Source organism: Polaromonas sp. SP1 (genome assembly GCF_003711205.1).
GTDB lineage: Bacteria > Pseudomonadota > Gammaproteobacteria > Burkholderiales > Burkholderiaceae_C > Polaromonas.
Genome location: NZ_CP031013.1, coordinates 482275 through 498644, shown reverse-complemented (window position 1 = coordinate 498644; position 16370 = coordinate 482275). Strand labels below are relative to the sequence as shown.

General features: G+C 65.0%; 15 protein-coding genes and 1 tRNA gene. 6 read left to right on the top strand and 10 right to left on the bottom strand.

Going from position 1 to position 16370, the window contains the following annotated elements:
• Nucleotides 1-93: 93 nt before the first annotated feature.
• The 8 genes from DT070_RS02390 to DT070_RS02355 form a co-directional block, all read right to left on the bottom strand.
• Nucleotides 94-168 (bottom strand) — tRNA-Arg (locus DT070_RS02390).
• Between the two features lie 65 nt (nucleotides 169-233).
• A complete protein-coding gene (locus tag DT070_RS02385; protein ID WP_122953968.1) occupies nucleotides 234-4163 on the bottom strand; it encodes a translocation/assembly module TamB domain-containing protein in 3930 nt (1309 codons plus the stop codon).
• Nucleotides 4163-6142 carry an autotransporter assembly complex family protein gene (locus tag DT070_RS02380; RefSeq protein WP_228778596.1) on the bottom strand — a complete coding sequence of 660 codons (1980 nt, stop codon included), beginning with the start codon at nucleotides 6140-6142 and terminating at the stop codon, nucleotides 4163-4165. The genes DT070_RS02385 and DT070_RS02380 overlap by 1 nt, the downstream gene beginning before the upstream one ends.
• A 62-nt stretch (nucleotides 6143-6204) precedes the next feature.
• On the bottom strand, nucleotides 6205-7419 hold the full coding sequence (locus tag DT070_RS02375) for a VWA domain-containing protein (protein ID WP_122953967.1): 1215 nt from the start codon (nucleotides 7417-7419) through the stop codon (nucleotides 6205-6207).
• 25 nt (nucleotides 7420-7444) lie between these two features.
• On the bottom strand, nucleotides 7445-8032 hold the full coding sequence (locus tag DT070_RS02370; RefSeq protein WP_122953966.1) for a GNAT family N-acetyltransferase: 588 nt from the start codon (nucleotides 8030-8032) through the stop codon (nucleotides 7445-7447).
• A 28-nt stretch (nucleotides 8033-8060) separates the two neighbouring features.
• On the bottom strand, nucleotides 8061-8837 hold the full coding sequence (locus DT070_RS02365; protein WP_122953965.1) for a hypothetical protein: 777 nt from the start codon (nucleotides 8835-8837) through the stop codon (nucleotides 8061-8063).
• 26 nt (nucleotides 8838-8863) lie between these two features.
• Complete coding sequence (locus tag DT070_RS02360; RefSeq protein WP_194965968.1) at nucleotides 8864-9082, bottom strand: hypothetical protein; 219 nt, start codon at nucleotides 9080-9082, stop codon at nucleotides 8864-8866.
• A gap of 15 nt (nucleotides 9083-9097) precedes the next feature.
• Nucleotides 9098-9940 carry a MoxR family ATPase gene (locus DT070_RS02355; protein WP_092131788.1) on the bottom strand — a complete coding sequence of 281 codons (843 nt, stop codon included), beginning with the start codon at nucleotides 9938-9940 and terminating at the stop codon, nucleotides 9098-9100.
• A gap of 134 nt (nucleotides 9941-10074) precedes the next feature.
• Between DT070_RS02355 and DT070_RS02350 the strand changes: the two genes are divergently transcribed.
• On the top strand, nucleotides 10075-10755 hold the full coding sequence (locus tag DT070_RS02350; RefSeq protein WP_122953963.1) for a cytochrome c: 681 nt from the start codon (nucleotides 10075-10077) through the stop codon (nucleotides 10753-10755).
• A gap of 56 nt (nucleotides 10756-10811) precedes the next feature.
• Here DT070_RS02350 and DT070_RS02345 read toward each other — a convergent pair whose 3' ends face one another.
• Nucleotides 10812-11246: a DUF1841 family protein gene (locus tag DT070_RS02345; RefSeq protein ID WP_092131785.1), complete on the bottom strand. Its 435-nt coding sequence runs from the start codon at nucleotides 11244-11246 to the stop codon at nucleotides 10812-10814.
• A gap of 193 nt (nucleotides 11247-11439) precedes the next feature.
• Here DT070_RS02345 and DT070_RS02340 point away from each other — a divergent pair, with 193 nt between their 5' ends.
• On the top strand, nucleotides 11440-11661 hold the full coding sequence (locus tag DT070_RS02340) for a hypothetical protein (protein WP_122953962.1): 222 nt from the start codon (nucleotides 11440-11442) through the stop codon (nucleotides 11659-11661).
• Nucleotides 11662-11776: 115 nt separating this feature from the next.
• On the opposite strand, the gene DT070_RS02335 is transcribed toward DT070_RS02340, so the two are convergent.
• Nucleotides 11777-12568: an IclR family transcriptional regulator gene (locus DT070_RS02335; protein ID WP_122953961.1), complete on the bottom strand. Its 792-nt coding sequence runs from the start codon at nucleotides 12566-12568 to the stop codon at nucleotides 11777-11779.
• A gap of 111 nt (nucleotides 12569-12679) precedes the next feature.
• Between DT070_RS02335 and DT070_RS02330 the strand changes: the two genes are divergently transcribed.
• The 4 genes from DT070_RS02330 (at nucleotide 12680) to DT070_RS02315 (ending at nucleotide 16351) form a co-directional block, all read left to right on the top strand.
• The gene (locus DT070_RS02330) at nucleotides 12680-13390 is read left to right on the top strand and encodes a 3-oxoacid CoA-transferase subunit A (protein ID WP_122953960.1); all 711 of its coding nucleotides are present in this window, start codon (nucleotides 12680-12682) and stop codon (nucleotides 13388-13390) included.
• A gap of 156 nt (nucleotides 13391-13546) precedes the next feature.
• Nucleotides 13547-14197: a 3-oxoacid CoA-transferase subunit B gene (locus DT070_RS02325; protein ID WP_122953959.1), complete on the top strand. Its 651-nt coding sequence runs from the start codon at nucleotides 13547-13549 to the stop codon at nucleotides 14195-14197.
• Between the two features lie 33 nt (nucleotides 14198-14230).
• On the top strand, nucleotides 14231-15433 hold the full coding sequence (gene pcaF / locus DT070_RS02320; protein ID WP_122953958.1) for a 3-oxoadipyl-CoA thiolase: 1203 nt from the start codon (nucleotides 14231-14233) through the stop codon (nucleotides 15431-15433).
• Nucleotides 15434-15595: 162 nt separating this feature from the next.
• Entirely contained in the window at nucleotides 15596-16351 is a 756-nt protein-coding gene (locus tag DT070_RS02315; RefSeq protein WP_122953957.1) for a sulfite exporter TauE/SafE family protein, read from the top strand.
• Nucleotides 16352-16370: the final 19 nt, after the last annotated feature.

Below are 16370 nucleotides of genomic sequence, written 5' to 3'. Positions count from 1 at the left end.
AGGTCGGGAAAGTCCTGAAGCACCGATTTAATGAACCAAATCGGCCTCTAGCCCAGGTGCAGCATGGACTTGTAGCTATTAAAACAATAGCACTGGTGCGGCCAAAGGGAATCGAACCCCTATCTGGCCCTTAGGAGGGGCCCGTTCTATCCATTGAACTATGGCCGCACGTCTCTGGGAGAAGCTGCAATTGTATTCGGTGGTGCGCGCAGGCCCGGCTCTGCGGAATCACCTCAGTCGTAAGGCACGGTGAAGATCAGGTCCACCGCGCTTTGCTGCCCGGCCTGGGCCCGCACGGTGAAGCGTTGCGACAAGTCGTAGAACACGTAGAGTGTGCCCAGTGCGCCTGACACGGTCCGCTCATACGCAGCGTAGAAGTTGCGCGAAAAGCGTTTGCCCAAGGTGACGGCGCCTTCGGTGGTGGTGCCGTCGTTGTTGCTGGAGGCGCCACGGTACGACAGCTCGTCCAGCCCGAGCGAGGCGGCCAGCCCGCCGGACATGCCGCCGCCTTTGCTGCCGAGCAATGCCAGTGCGGCTTGTTGCAGCAGCGCGGCTTCGGCGCCGCCTGATGCGGATGAGCGGCCCACCACCAGCCACGAGAGTTTTTCGGCGTCGGGCAGCTCGGGCTGCGCGTAGAGGCGCACGCGCGGCAGCAGCGCTGTGCCGGTGATCTGCACGCCCACACGCTGCGTGAGGTTGGGGCGAATGGCCAGGATGTCGAGGGAAGGGTTGTCGATGGCGCCGGTAAAGCGCAACACGCCTTGTTCCACATCCAGGCGCTGGCCATAGGCGCGGTATTGGCCGCCGGCGGTGTTGATGGTGCCGGTGAGCCGGGGGTCGCGCAGTGTTTCACCGCTCAGCGCCAGCGTGCCGCGCACGCGGGTGTCTATGCCTTTGCCCTGGATGCGGAAGTCGCGGCCGAGGTCGAGTTGCACGTTCAGCTTGACTGGCCGCGCGTCTTTGTCGGTGACCTCGCCGCTGGTCTGCGCCGGGGCCTTTTGCCCTGCCGCTGCGCCGCTGGTGGTGCGCACCACCACGTCGTCGCCCAGTTGCGGCGTGCCTTCGTCGGGCAGGATGATGCGGGCCTGGTCGACCAGCAGCTTGCCGGTGAGTTCGGTCTGCTTGCCCTTGAGGCTGGCCTGCACGTCGCCTGAGACCGTGAGTTGCCGGTCGGTGCGGATGCTGGCGCGAAGGCGTTCGAGTTTGGCGGTGAGATCCACCTGCGGCTTGCCCTCGACCCAGCCGGCGTCGCCCTGCGCGGTGAGAACGCCGCCCGTGCCTTTGTCGCCGGCGCCCTGCAGCGTGAATTCGTTGATGCGCATGCGGGTGCCGTCGAGTTTGGCGCGCAGGCGACCGTTACCGAACTCGATGCCGTCGACCACGGAGCGCAGCGCCAGGTCGTTGGCTTGCAAGTCGCCGGCCAGCTGGGGCGCGGCGCGTGTGCCGCTGATGGCGACGTCGGCGCCCAGCGAGCCACGCAAGCGCCAGCCAGGCGGCGCCAGCACCGACCACACACCGATGCGCGGCAGCTGTGCGCGCAGCTGGCCGGCCAGTGGCGCATCAGCGGGCCAAAGCCAGCCGCCGCCGGCCGTGGCGGGTGCGCGTGCCAGGCGTGTGCGGAGCTGGCCGTCGGCGCTGCCCGCGCGTTCGCTGTCCCAGCGCAGTGCCAGCGCGACGGCCTCGCCTTCGCTGTTGAGTGAAATGCGAGCTTCCTTGACGCCGGCCGCCACGCGCGCCGAGGTGCCCTGGCCGGTTTCGGCCTGTACCGTGATGTCGCCGCTGCTGCGCCCCAGGCTGGCTTTAAGGCGCAGGCTGTCGCCCAGCGTCGCGTCCCATTCGCCGTCAAGCAGCAGCGTGCCGCCCAGGCCGGCGCCGGCCATTTGCGGGCCGGCAAAGAGTTCGATCCAGGCCAGCGGCAGGCCGGTGAGTTTGCCGGCCGTCACCAGCTCGCGGCCGGGCCGCCAGCGTACGGGCTGCCAGGCCAGCGTGGCCTGCGACGGCGCGCCAGCGGATGTGCTGGAGGGCGGTGCGATCAGCAGGGCTTCGCCGGCGCCGCTTTCCAGCACATCGCCATTGCGGCCCGGCGTCCACTTCAGCGGCACGGTGCTGCGGGTTTTGAGCTGCCAGGCGCCTGCGCCCAGCGTTGGGTCTTCCACACCCACGCTGAGTTGCTTGACCAGGCCTTGCCAGGTGGATTCGGCCAGCGGGGCGTTGCGCGCAGCGCCGGTGCCCAGGCGGCCGCCTTCTGCCGCGAGCTGCAGGGTGTAGCGGCGCTGGCCGGCTTCCATGCGGCCTTGCGTGGCCAGTTGCGCCTGGCTCAGGCGGCCGGAGAGTGTGGCCTGGAAGGCGCGGATCTTCAGCATCTCCGGGATGGCGGGTGATGCGGCGGTCGTAGCGGCGGCAGGTGCAGTTGCAGAGGCAGACGCCGCCATGCGCCAGTCGAGCGAAGGCAGGTCCACCCGCGCCTGCAAGGCCGGGTCTTGCCAACCACCTTGCCAGCTGGCTTGCAGCTCGGCGCTGCCGCTGGCGGATGCGCTCTTGAACGATGCGGGCAGGCCCGGAAGTTTTTGCAGCCAGCGCAGGGCCTGCGCCATGTCGCGTCCGCGCAGGCTCACATCGCCTTTGCCGCTGGTTTGCCGCAGCTCGCCTTGCACCTGGGCGTCCAGACCGGGAGCCGTGAGTGTGAGTTTTCCCTTGCCACCTTTTGCGCTGGGCTGGGCCTCGAGCTGGCCTGCCAGCTCGGCGTCGTCCGTGCGTACGCGCAGGGCCGACAGCACCAGCGTGCCGCCGGCTTGCCCGGCATTCCAGCTGCCGGTGGCGCTGGCATCGCGCAGGCGCAGCTGGCCCAGGGGATTGTTTTTGGCATTCGCGTCATTGCGCGCGGCCTGCACGTTCGCGTCAAAGGCGATGGCCGCGCCCTGGCTGCGCACGTCGGCCTTGCCGTCGAGCGGCAGCGGCGCCAGCTGGCTGTGCAGCAGGGCCGGGTTGATGTTTTTGAGGGTGGCTTGCAGCTTCCAGGCTGCTGAGGCATCGGCCCATTCGCCATTGGCCAGCAGCTCGCCGCCGCCCAGTTGGGCCTTGAGCGAGCGAACCATGGCCGTGCCGCTGCGCCATTCGCCCTGGGTCTCCAGTCGATCCAAAGGCAGCCTGTGCTGGTCCCAGGGGCCGGGCATTGCGTTGGCCAGTTGCAGCTGCAGCAGCCAGGCGGATTTTTCGGTGGGCCGCACGCTGGCATTGCCCGTCAGCAAGGTTTGCGGCCCCTCCGGCCAGAAGGCCGCGACATCCAGGTCGCGGAAATTCGCATCGGCTTGCGGCAGGGGTTGCTGGGCCCAAGGCATCACGCGGGCGGTGGCGGTGGCCTGGGGTTGGGGCTGTTTTTGTGACGATGCTTTTGACGGCTGGGCGCTCATTTGCAATTCGGCCTTCAGCAGCAACTCGGTGAGTGGCCCGCGCGCTGTGGCTTTAAAGGCCAGCGGCACCGCTGTCTTGTTGCCGGGGATCAGGGTGTCGAGCGCGCCCGCCAGGCTGGCATCGAGTTGCAGGGGGCTGCGCGACGACAAGGTGGCGCGCCCGTTGTAGCGCCCGCGCGCCACTTGTGCGCCCAGCAATTCCAGCTGGTGGTCTATGCCCTTGAACGCGTAGTTGCCGGTGATGCCTGAAGCAGAGAAAGTGGCAGCACCCGTCCATTGAAACTGGCCGATGGAGAACCCGTCCAGCACCACCGGCAGCGGCAAGCCGAGTGCTGAGGGCGGCACCGACGGCGTGGTGGAAGGTGCGCGTTGATCGGTGACCTGCACGCGCGCCGCTGCCAGCCGGTTGACCTCCAGCGTGCCGTGCAGCAGCGACCAGGGTTGCCAGGCCAGGGTGATGTCTCTTATGTCTACGCGCAGGCCGTCCTGCTGCCAGACCAGTTGATCGATATGCCCGCCTGTGCGCAGCGAACCGGTGACGCGCTCGGCGCTCAGCGGCTGCGTCCGGGCGATCCAGTTCAGGGCGGTGGCGAGCGAGCCGTCGGTGCCAGCCCACCACCAGGCGCCTGCCGTGGCGCCAACAGCCAGCAACACCACGCTGCCCGCGGCCCAGGCGGTGGCGCGCAGCCAACGCCGCGGCGGGCGCGCAGGCATCGGCGAGGCGGAAGGGGCAGGGGGCTTGGGCGTGTCCATCAGAAAACAAACCCCACGCTGACGTGCAGGCGTACCTGTTTGACTTTCTCGCCATAGGCCAGGTCAATCTGCAATGGGCCGATGGGGCTTCTCCAGCGCACGCCCGTGCCTATGCCGATGGAGGGTTTCATGTCCTTGGGGTTGTCGGCCACTGCGCCGGCGTCGATGAAGAAGGTGTTCTCCCATTCGCTGGGTCGGCCGTCACGCAGCATGGGGCGCTGGTATTCCACACTGCCCACCGCCATGTAGCGGCCCGGCCCGGTCACGCCGTTGTCCAGCTTGATACCGATGTCGCGGTAACCATAGCCGCGCACGGTGGTGTCGCCGCCGGTGCGAAACAGCAGGGTGCCGGGAATGCGGGCCGAGTCTTTTGCCACCACTGCGCCGCCCTCGGCGCGCATGGCGATGCGGCCGCGTTCCAGCGGCACGATGCCCAGCCAGCGGCCGACGGCGCGCCCCAGGGGCAGGTGCTGCGATCCCATGGTGCTGCCGCCGCCCAGTTCAAAGCCCAGGCCGTAGCCCTTGTTGGGGGCGATCAGGCTGTCGAAGTAACGCCCGGTCCAGACGTAGTTGGCGGTCAGGGCCGAGCCGTCGCCGACGTCGGCAGCGGAGCTGTTGATCTGCCCGCTGCCACTCACGCTGGCCCTGTCGTACTGCAGATAGACATTGCGGTCTATGCGCTCACCGGCTTGCGTGCGGCCGAAACGCAAGCGGCCGGAACGTGTGACGAGCTCGTTGTCGTCGACGCGCTCCGTGCGCGCCAGCGCCACCCAGCGCCAGTTCGATTCGTCGGGGATGGAGGTCCATTCCGTTTGAGCAAAGGGAGATTTCTTTTCGATCTGCAGTTTGGTGGCGGCGCGCCAGTTGGTGCCCGGCACACGCAGGTGCGTGTGCTCGACGGATGCGCGCGGGCCGCTGTCGGTGGTGACGCCCACGCCGAGGACGATCTTTTGCAGCTTCGCCTCGCGCACCTGTACCTGAACCGGTGCGGCCAGCGGGTCGCTTTCCGGGTCGACAAAGATGTAGGCCGAATCAAAGTAGCCGCTGGAGGCCAGCCGTTGCTGCGCCTCGACGAGCTGGTTCTGGTCGTACACCGCTCCGGTGGTCAGGCGCGCCAGGCGCGGCACCAGCACGGGGTCGTAACGCTCGACGCCGGTGATTTGCATCGGCCCCAGCCGGTAGAGCGGGCCGGAGTCGAGCTTGAGGGAAAGGCCCGCGGTGCGCGCCGGTGCGTCGATGTCGGCCAGGCTGCCGGCCAGCTTGCCGGCCGGATAGCGGCGTGCGACAAGGTCGCGCAGGGCTTGCGTCTTGGCGCTGTCCCAGGCGTCCTGCGTAAAGCGGCGGCCCGTGGGCAGCCGCCAGTCGCGCTGGATATCTGCGCGCTGGCTGAGGGCGCCGGGATCGGCCGACTCGGCAATATCTCCGGCGAAGGTGATGTCCACCGCGCCGACCGCTGTGGGCTCGCCGGGGTCCACGGCCACCACGATGGTCGGGTGCTGGCCTGCCGCGCCTTCCTTGGTGATGGCGATGTTGGGGCTGAAGTAGCCCAGCGTACCCACCAGGTTGCGCACATTGCGTTCGGCCAGTACAACCAGGCGGGCCAGCTCGGCCTCGTCCAGGTCGGTCACCGCACGGTAGCGCTGCAGCTCCAGGTGCCTTTCAAGCAATTCCTTGATGCCCTGCGGGGCGCGCACCGCGATGTCAAAAGCCGTGACTTCGGGTTCGGCGCTGGTGGGGCCCGTGGAGCCTTCGGGGGTGGGTTCTGGCGTGACCTTTTGGGGTGGCGGCGCCGGGGCGGGCGCGGTTTGTGTGACGCCGGAAGGTGGCGTGGCCGTGCTGTCCATGGGCGCAGGCGTTTGCGCGGCCGCGGGCAGCGCGAGAAAGATCGCAAAGAGGGCGAGGGCAGGGATAAAACCGGTGCCAGTCAGTCCTGGAGTGGCCGTCCGTGCGCAGAAGATGTGGGTGCTGGGAAGGGTCACTGGGGCAGTTTACTTGAGCCCCTCTGCGCGCCCTTGTAGGAGACAGGCGCCTGGAATGCCTCCTATTTGGACAACAAGCGCATGGCCTCTTCAAGACCCTTGATGGTCAGGGGGTACATGCGCTGGTTCACCAGTTGCTGGATGACGCTGATGCTTTGGCGGTATTGCCAGACGCCCTGGGGCTCGGGGTTGATCCAGGCGAACTTGGGAAAGGCGTTGGTCAGGCGCTGCATCCATTCGGCGCCGGCTTCTTCGTTGTTGTATTCCACGCTGCCGCCGGGCTGCAGGATTTCGTAAGGGCTCATGGTCGCGTCGCCGACGAAAATGAGTTTGTAGTCCTTGTTGTACTTGCGGATGATGTCCCAGGTCGGGAATTTCTCGCTGAAGCGGCGGCGGTTGTTCTTCCACATGAAGTCATAGACGCAGTTGTGGAAGTAATAAAACTCCAGGTGCTTGAACTCGGCTTTGACGGCCGAGAACATTTCCTCCACCCGATGGATGTGCTCGTCCATCGTGCCGCCCACGTCCATCAGCAGCAGCACCTTCACGTTGTTGTGGCGCTCGGGCACCATCTTGATGTCCAGCCAGCCGGCGTTGGCCGCGGTCGAGCGTATGGTGTCGTCCAGGTCCAGCTCTTCCACATTGCCCTGGCGCGCGAACTTGCGCAGGCGGCGCAGCGCTACCTTGATGTTGCGCGTGCCCAGTTCCTGCGTGTCGTCGTAGTCCTTGTAGGCGCGCTGGTCCCACACTTTGACGGCGCTTTTGTTGCGGCTTTTTTCCTGGCCGATGCGTATGCCCTGCGGGTTGAAGCCGTTGGCGCCAAAGGGCGAGGTACCGCCCGTGCCTATCCACTTGTTGCCGCCTTCGTGGCGTTCTTTTTGTTCTTCAAAACGCTTTTTGAGCGTTTCCATCAGCTCGTCCCAGCCCATCTTCTCGATCAGGGCTTTCTCCTCGGGGCTCAGTTCGAGCTCGAGGTTTTTGCGCAGCCATTCGAGCGGGATGTCTTTGGTGAAGTCGGCCAGCATCTCCACGCCCTTGAAGTAGGCGGCGAAGGCACGGTCGAACTTGTCGTAGTTTTTTTCGTCCTTCACCAGCACGGTGCGGCTGAGGTAATAGAAGTCATCGATCTTCCAGGCACCTTCGCCGTCATGCGCTTCAAGCTTGTCGCTGTTCGGGCCGACGACGCCGGCCTGCAGCGCCTCGAGCAGCATCAGGTATTCCTTGACGGAAACCGGCAGCTTGGCCGAGCGCAGGGTGTAGAAAAAATCGATCAGCATGGAAAACTCCTTGGCCGCAGGCGCTTCAGTTTCTTGGCTTGTCGAGCAAATACAGCAGCTGCGCCTTGACCTCGGGCCATTCGCCCGAACGCAAGCTGTACATCACCGTGTCACGAATCGTGCCGTCGCGGCGCAGTGCATGGCCGCGCAGCACGCCGTCCTTGCGGGCGCCCAGGCGTTCGATGGCACGCTGCGAGGCGTGGTTGAAGTTGTCGGTGCGCCAGCCCACGACGTTGCAGTCCAGCGTGTCGAAGGCGTGGCTCAGCATCAGCAGCTTGCAGGTGGTGTTGACGTGGGTGCGCTGGCAGCGCGCGGCGTACCAGGTGTAGCCAATCTCGACACGCTTGAGGTTGGGCACGATGTCGTGGTAACTGGTGGAGCCCAGCACTTCGCCGCTGGCGGCGTCGGTGACGGCAAAGGCCAGGCGGTTGCCGGTGGCCAGTGCGGTCTCAATATAGCCGCGGGTTTCATGGGGCTCGGGCACCGAGGTGATGCGCAGCTTCCAGAGTTCGCCGTCGGCGGCCGCGGCCTTCAGGCCTGCTTCGTGGTCGAGCGCGAGCGGGACCAGCTTGACGCCGCGCGCCGTGAGGGTGACGGGTTCTACGAAGGCCATCCGGCAATCCTTTTCCTGTTGAGCGTGTTCACGTGGACCGCAGCGTGGTGCACGCCGCGGCGGCCTCGCCGCGCGGATTCTCACGGCACAGCTTGTTGAGTTCGTTCCGGGCGCCGACGTGGCCGGCATGGGCCGCGCGCACCAGCAGCTCGACCGCATGCCAGGGGACGTCCGCGACCGGTCGGTGCGGCGGCACCGGCCGCGCGGCAAGGGCCTTTTCGGTTTCGATGGAGGCGCTGGCTCGCCGGCGCGGCGGCCCGGCGGCGGGCCGGCCTTCCAGCAGCTTCACGTAGTCGTGGACCATCAGGTCGGCATCCGTCGCCGTGAGCTGCTTGCGCGGGAGCGACAGCCAGGAGCGTGTGCCTGCGTCAGGCACATCGCTGAGTTTTCGGCCCGGCGCCGTCAGCATGGCGGCGATGTCGTCGGGCACGGCTTTGCCCAGGCCTGAAGCGCGCGACAGTTCATCGGCGCTCATTGCGCCGGCTGCCGCGTTGCGCTCGGCGGCGCCGGCTGCGGCAGCGACGTCGCCCGCGCCGAGCTCTGCCGCACCGGCGGCCTTGGCAGCCTTCGCCGCCGCATTGGCGCCCTGTGTCACCTCGACAGCGCCGGCCACGCCTGCTGCGCCAGCGGCGCCTTTACCCGCAGCACCTGCCGCGGCGGCGCCTTTGCCGGCAGTGGAGCCCACCTTGCCGAGTAGGCCCCAGAAGGCATAGGACGGGGCGGGGAGCAATGTCAGGGCCAGCAATGCGGCCAGGCAACTGCTGTGCAGGGCTGCGCGGCGGAAGTGGGCGGTTGGGCGTTGCATGGGCTTATCCCAGTCAGGTGTCTGCGTCAGTCGGCTTTCCTGCGGCGGCGCCAGGCCCGCGCAAGTTGCAATCCGCCGCCGCCGCCCAGGCCTACCAGCACGATGCCGGCGATGGCGCCGTTGCCGTAGCCGGCTTCAAAAATATCGAAGCCGAGCAGGTGGCCGATCCAGAAACCGAGCAGCGCGCCGCCGACAAAGCCGATCGCATCCGACAGGCCTTCGATCAGCAAGGATTTTTGACTCATGATCAGACTCCGTGTTCAGCGATTGTTGCGCTGCATGAAAACCAGTTTCTCGAACAGGGTCACGTCCTGTTCGTTTTTAAGCAGCGCGCCCACCAGCGGCGGCACGGCGACCTTGTCGTCCTTGCTCTGCAGGGCGTCCAGCGGAATGTCTTCGGCCACCAGCAGCTTGAGCCAGTCCAGCAACTCGGAGGTCGACGGTTTCTTCTTGAGGCCGGGCAGGTTACGCACGTCGTAAAAGGTTTTCATGGCCGCGGTCAGCAGCTCTTTTTTCAGGTCGGGGAAGTGCACGTCCACGATCTGCTTCATGGTGTCGGCGTCGGGGAACTTGATGTAGTGAAAGAAGCAGCGGCGCAAAAAAGCGTCGGGCAGTTCTTTTTCGTTGTTGGAGGTGATGAATACCAGCGGCCGGTGCTTGGCCTTGATGAGTTCGCGTGTCTCATACACATAGAACTCCATGCGGTCGATTTCGCGCAACAGGTCGTTGGGGAATTCGATGTCGGCCTTGTCGATCTCGTCGATCAGCAGCGCGACCGGCTGGTCGGCGGTGAAGGCCTGCCACAGCACGCCCTTGACGATGTAGTTGTGGATGTCCTTGACCTTTTCATCGCCCAGCTGCGAGTCGCGCAGGCGCGACACGGCGTCATATTCATACAGGCCCTGCTGGGCCTTGGTGGTCGATTTGATGTGCCATTGCAACAGTGGCAGGTTCAGCGCCTGGGCCACTTCCTCGGCCAGCATGGTCTTGCCGGTGCCGGGTTCGCCCTTGACCAGCAGCGGCTTTTTCAGTGCGGCCGAGGCGTTCACGGCGAGCATCAGGTCCTGGGTGGCGACGTAGTTCTTGGATCCTTGAAATTTCATGGTCTGGCGTCAGTGTGTGCGGGTTTGAGGGCTATTCTCGGTTGTTTGAAAGCAGCCGGTGCCTTGGGGCAACAGGCCCAGATATAATCCGGGGTTGTTTATAAGATGAATTCCCACCTGATTGTGCGCGCAAAATGAATAAGCTGTTCACCACGATATTCGCCGTTGCTGTCTCTTGTGCGACGGCCTCCAGCCTGGCCCAGGAAATCAAGGGCGACGCCAAAGCCGGCGAAACCAAGAATGCCATGTGCATCGGTTGCCACGGTATCAAGGGCTACCAGGCTTCCTTCCCAGAGGTCTACAAAGTGCCCATGATTTCGGGCCAGGGCGCCAAATACATCACCGCCGCGCTCAACGAATACAAAAAAGGCGACCGCAAGCACCCCACGATGCGCGCGATTGCCGACTCCCTGTCCGACCAGGACATCGCCGATCTGGCCGCCCATTACAGCGCTGACGGCGCAGTGGCTTCTGCCGCGCCGGCCGACCCTAAAGCAGTGAAGGCGCCAAGCAAGGAGCCCAGCGCCCAGGTGCAGGCCCTGCTGAACAAGGCCAACTGCGCGTCTTGCCATGGCGCCAACTTCAGCTCGCCGATTGACCCGAGCTACCCCAAGATTGGCGGCCAGCATGCTGATTACCTCTTTGTGGCCCTGAAGGCCTACAAGGTCGACAACAATCCCAAAGTTGGCCGCAGCAACGCCATCATGGCCGGCATGGCCAAGCAGTACACCAACCCCGAGTTGAAACTGCTGGCCAACTACCTGTCGTCGGTGGACGGTGACCTGAAGACCATTCCGCAAAAGAAATTCCGCTGACCCGGAGATCTTTCGCCCCACAAAAAAGCCGCTGTCCCAGCGGCTTTTTTGATGGCTCAGTCCTTTGTTGCCCTGCGCTGTACGCAATCTATATAAGCAGCGCCGTCAGGCGGGCGGCCCGCCCGCTGGCTCTCCCAGACCATCTGCCCCAGGCAGTCCATGGTTTCGTGGTGTGCGTCGTGCAGGGAGTTGCGCCTGGCGGTCAGCAACTCCACGGCCTGGCGTATGCCGCGGGGCTGGTCGATGGAGCATTGCTCGCTGATCGACAGGTGCATGGACAAATGCAGGAACGGGTTGGTCTTGCCGGCTTCCACGTCGTACATTTTTTCGAGCGCAGCGTCGGCGTCGGCAAAGTCCGCGTGGTATTCGGGGTGCTCTTCAATCCACTGGCTTGCTATCGTTTCGATAGCTTCCATCGGTTGCCCGGCGCGGGCCTTGGCGTAAACAGAGCAGAAGAACCGGCGAACGTCGGCTTGCGAGGGCGTGAACATGGCGAAAGGTTATCACGCAGGCCTTTTCCGTCGCCGGTGTGGTGGTTTGCTTATCAGTGCTTGGGCCACTCATCTCCCCGGCCACGTCCTACAGACAACTTCCGAGCCCCTGCCTACATTACGAAGCACAGTGGCGCGGTTCCGGGGCAAGGCCACTCGATAAACATCCACAAGCCCGGCGAGGAGATTTCACATGAACGCAGCACGCATCACAGGCATTGTCCTGATCGTTTTGGGCCTGGCCGGTTTCTTCACCGGCGGCTTCAGCTTCACCAAAGACACGACAGCCGCCAAGCTCGGCCCCATTCAGCTGACGGTAAAAGAAAAAGAATCGGTGAACATTCCCCAGTGGCTGAGCCTGGGTGCCGTCGTATTGGGCGCTGTCGTTCTGGTCATCGGCTTCAAAAAGTCGTAAACCAACGCCCGGGCCCCACACCAGCGGGGGCCGAGGGTCCGGCTTCGCCGGCCCCAGGCGCCGTCCCCTTGAGGGGAGAACAGGCTACACGCAGTGAGCCTGGACAGGGGTGAAGCTAGATCAGCATGCGCGAGATCGCATGCGCCGCCTCTAAAAGCTGCGGCAGCATCGTCTCCTGCATCGCCTTGGCGCTGGTGCGGTTGGCCTGGCCGCTGATGTTGAGCGCCGCCACCGTCTGGCCGGCGCGATTCGTGATCGGTGCCGCCATCGACACCAGGCCTTCCTCCAGCTCCTGATTCACCAGCGACCAGCCCTGTTTGCGCGTCTGCGCGATTTTGGCCATCAGCTCTTTCATGTCGGTCACGGTGTACTTGGTGCGTGCCGTCAACGCTGAGGCCTGCAGGCATTTCATGGCCTCCTCTTCGGGCAGGGCAGACAGCAGCATCCGCCCCATCGACGTGCAATAGGCCGGCAGGCGTGAGCCCACGCCCAGGCTGATGCTCATGATCTTGTGCGTGGGCACGCGCAGCACATACACGATGTCCGTGCCGTCCAGCGCTGCGGCCGAACACGACTCCTTCACCTCGGCGACCAGTGCTTCCATGACCGGCTCGGCCAGGTTCCAGATAGGCATGGACGACAAGTACGCAAAACCCAAATCCAGGATGCGCGGCGTGAGGCTGAAGAACTTGCCGTCGTTGTGCACATACCCCAGCGTTTCCAGCGTCAGCAAGATGCGGCGCGCGCCCGCGCGGCTCAGGCCGCTGCGCCCGGCCACCTCGGTCAGCGTCTGGCGCGGCGCTTCGGTGCTGAACGAGCGTATGACTTCCAGCCCGCGCGCAAACGACTGGACATAAGCGTCGCCGGGTTTGTGGCCGCTAATGGGCGTGGGTGCAGCGTTTGCCATGGTGCGGAAAATCTCCTAGAATTCATTATACGAACTCTTGTTCTTATGTCGAACAATATTTTGCAGCGGCTTGATCGATTCAACAAGCCGCCCGCAACCGGAGACTTTTGAATGATCAACAAAATTGCCGCCTCCGTCGCCGACGCATTGGCGGACGTCAAAGACGGCTCGACCGTGCTGATTGGCGGCTTCGGCACCGCCGGCATCCCGAATGAGCTGATCGACGGCCTGATAGCGCAGGGCGCCAAAGACCTGACAGTTGTCAACAACAACGCCGGCAATGCCGAGACGGGCCTGGCGGCGCTGCTCAAGGCCGGGCGCGTGCGCAAGATCATCTGCAGCTTTCCGCGTCAGGCCGACAGCCAGGTGTTTGACGGCCTGTACCGCAGCGGCAAGCTCGAGCTCGAACTGGTGCCGCAGGGCAATCTGGCCGAGCGCATACGCGCCGCCGGCGCGGGCATTGGCGCCTTCTTCTGCCCCACGGGTTACGGCACCGAACTGGCACGCAACGCCGATGGCAGCGCCAAAGAAACCCGCGAGATCAACGGCAAACACTACGTACTCGAAATGCCCATCCACGGCGACGTGGCCCTGATCAAGGCAGAGCGCGGCGACCGCTGGGGCAACCTGACCTACCGCATGGCCGCACGCAACTTCGGCCCGGTGATGGCGACGGCATCGAAAAAGACGATCGCCACCGTGCACGAGATCGTCGAGCTCGGCGCGCTGGATCCTGAAGCCGTGGTGACGCCCGGCATCTTTGTCCACCACATCGTCAAAATTCCCCGCACCGCCACGCAAGCAGGCGGCTTCAAGAAATGAAACACCCCCTTTGCCGCTCACTTCGTGTAGCAGCCTCCCCCCTCAAGGGGGCGGCGCCAGCGGCCTGGCGAAGCCAGTTCCGCGGCGCCTGCTGGCATCGCTCCGCGTCGGTTTCAGACGCAACAAGTCAATTGGAAAAAGTGTGGAGTAACTGACATGAATACCAACTACCAACGCCGCACCAAAGACCAGCTCGCAGCCCGCGTCGCGCAGGATATTTTCGACGGCGCCGTCGTCAACCTCGGCATCGGCCAGCCGACGCTGGTGGCCAACCATCTGCCGGCCGGGCGCGAAGTCATCCTCCAAAGCGAAAACGGCATCCTCGGCATGGGCCCCGCGCCCGCCGAGGGCGAGGAAGACTTCGACCTCATCAACGCCGGCAAGCAGCCCGTGACGCTGCTCCCGGGCGGCGCGTTCTTCCACCATGCCGACAGCTTCGCGATGATGCGCGGCGGCCACCTCGACATTTGCGTGCTGGGCGCTTTCCAGGTTTCCGCCACGGGCGACCTGGCCAACTGGAGCACCGGTGAGCCGGGCGCCATCCCCGCGGTCGGCGGTGCGATGGACCTGGCCATAGGCGCGCGGCAAACCTGGGTGATGATGGATTTGCTGACCAAGCAGGGCGTGAGCAAACTGGTGGCGCAATGCACCTATCCGCTGACCGGCATCGCCTGCGTCAAGCGCGTCTATTCCGACATCGCCACGCTCGAATGCACACCGCAAGGCCTGAAGCTCATCGACACCGTCGACGGCCTCTCGCATGCCGAACTCGAAAAACTGGTGGGTCTACCGATCGCGGCGGCCTGATCTCTGATTTCATTTTTTCAAAGCACACACACCATGACCCAAGCCTTTATCTGCGACGCCATCCGCACCCCCTTCGGCCGTTACGGCGGCGCCCTGAGCAGCGTGCGCACCGACGACCTCGGCGCGATCCCGATCAAGGCGCTGATGGCGCGCAACCCGAATGTCGACTGGCAGGCCGTCACCGACGTGCTCTACGGCTGCGCCAACCAGGCAGGTGAAGACAACCGCAATGTGGCGCACATGTCGTCGCTGCTGGCGGGTTTGCCCATCGATGTACCCGGCGTCACCCTCAACCGCCTGTGCGGCTCGGGCCTGGACGCGCTGGGCAGCGCCGCGCGCGCCATCAAGTCGGGCGAAGCCACCTTGATGATTGCCGGCGGCGTGGAAAGCATGAGCCGCGCGCCTTTTGTGATGCCCAAGATGGACGCCGCCTTCAGCCGCGCCAATGCGGTGTACGACACCACCATCGGCTGGCGTTTCATCAACAAGCTGATGAAAGAAAAATACGGCGTCGATGCCATGCCTGAAACCGCCGAGAACGTCGCCACCGATTACAAGATCAGCCGCGAAGACCAGGACAAGATGGCGCTGGCCAGCCAGCTGAAGGCCGTGGCCGCGCAAAAGGCCGGGTACTTCGACGCCGAGATCACGCCGGTGACGATCGCCCAGAAAAAGGGCGACCCCATCGTGGTGGGCAAAGACGAGCACCCGCGCGAGACCTCGCTCGAAGCGCTGGCCAAACTCAAGGGCGTGGTGCGGCCTGACGGCACAGTCACCGCCGGCAACGCCAGCGGCGTGAACGACGGTGCGTGCGCGCTGCTGCTGGCCGACGAAGCCACCGCTGCCAAAAACGGCCTCACGCCCAAAGCGCGTGTGGTCGGCATGGCGACAGCCGGTGTGGCGCCGCGCATCATGGGCATAGGCCCCGCACCCGCCACGCAAAAAGTGCTGGCACTCACCGGCCTGACGATGGCGCAGATGGACGTGATCGAACTCAACGAAGCCTTTGCCGCCCAAGGCCTGGCCGTGCTGCGCATGCTGGGCGTGCAAGACGACGACCCGCGCGTCAACCCCAACGGCGGCGCGATTGCGCTGGGCCACCCGCTGGGCGCGTCGGGCGCACGCCTGGCCACTACCTCCGTCAACCAGTTGCACAAAAGCGGCGGGCGTTATGCGCTGGCCACCATGTGCATCGGCGTGGGGCAGGGCATTGCGGTGATACTTGAGCGCGTCTGATCTGCCAATCGCCCCGCCGCCCACGTTCCCGGCGGCATGGGCCCCTGTGGCCAACGTCGCATCACGCTGGTTTTGCTATTAAATTGATAGCTACTTGCGTAGGTGCGGTATGGGCTGGAGGCACTTTTCTTTCGTAAATGCGAAACCGGAACGACGCAGTCCATGGCCTTCCCCCTGATCACCGACCCGTTTTTCTACGCCGTGGCCGTGCCTGCCGTGCTCATGCTGGGCGTCAGCAAAAGCGGCTTTGGCGCGGGCTTCGGCTCGCTGGCGGTGCCCGTCATGGCGCTGGCCGTCACGGTGCCGCAGGCCGCGGCCATCCTGATGCCGGTGCTGCTGCTGATGGACCTGCTGGGGCTGGCGGCGTTCCGGCGCGACTTTGACTTCAAGTTCCTGAAATTCCTGGTGCCTTTCGGCCTGGTGGGCACCGTGGTGGGCGCGCTGCTGTTCAAGGTGCTTGACGCCAAGGTCGTTGCCGCCCTGGTGGGAATATTCACGCTGTTGTTTTTGGCGCAGCGCCTGCTGTTCCCGCCCCGGCCCCACAGCCCGCCGCCGCCCAAATGGCTGGGCGCAATCCTCACGGTCACGTCGGGGTTCACCAGCTTTGTGGCGCACGCCGGCGGGCCGCCGCTCAGTGCCTACGTGATTCCCATGCGCCTGAGCCCGGTGAAGTTCACCGCCACCATGGCGGCCTTCTTTTTTGTCATCAACCTGTCGAAATGGATCCCGTACGCATGGCTGGGCCTGCTGGACATGCGCAACATGGCGACGTCGCTGGCCTTGCTGCCGCTGGCGCCGCTGGGTGTGTGGATGGGCGTGCGCATGGCCCGCAGCATCAGCCCGGTGCTGTTTTACCGGCTGCTGTACCTGGGCATGCTGCTCACGGGCTGCAAGCTGGTCTGGGACGGCTTTCGCTGAGGCCGCGCCCCTAACGGGA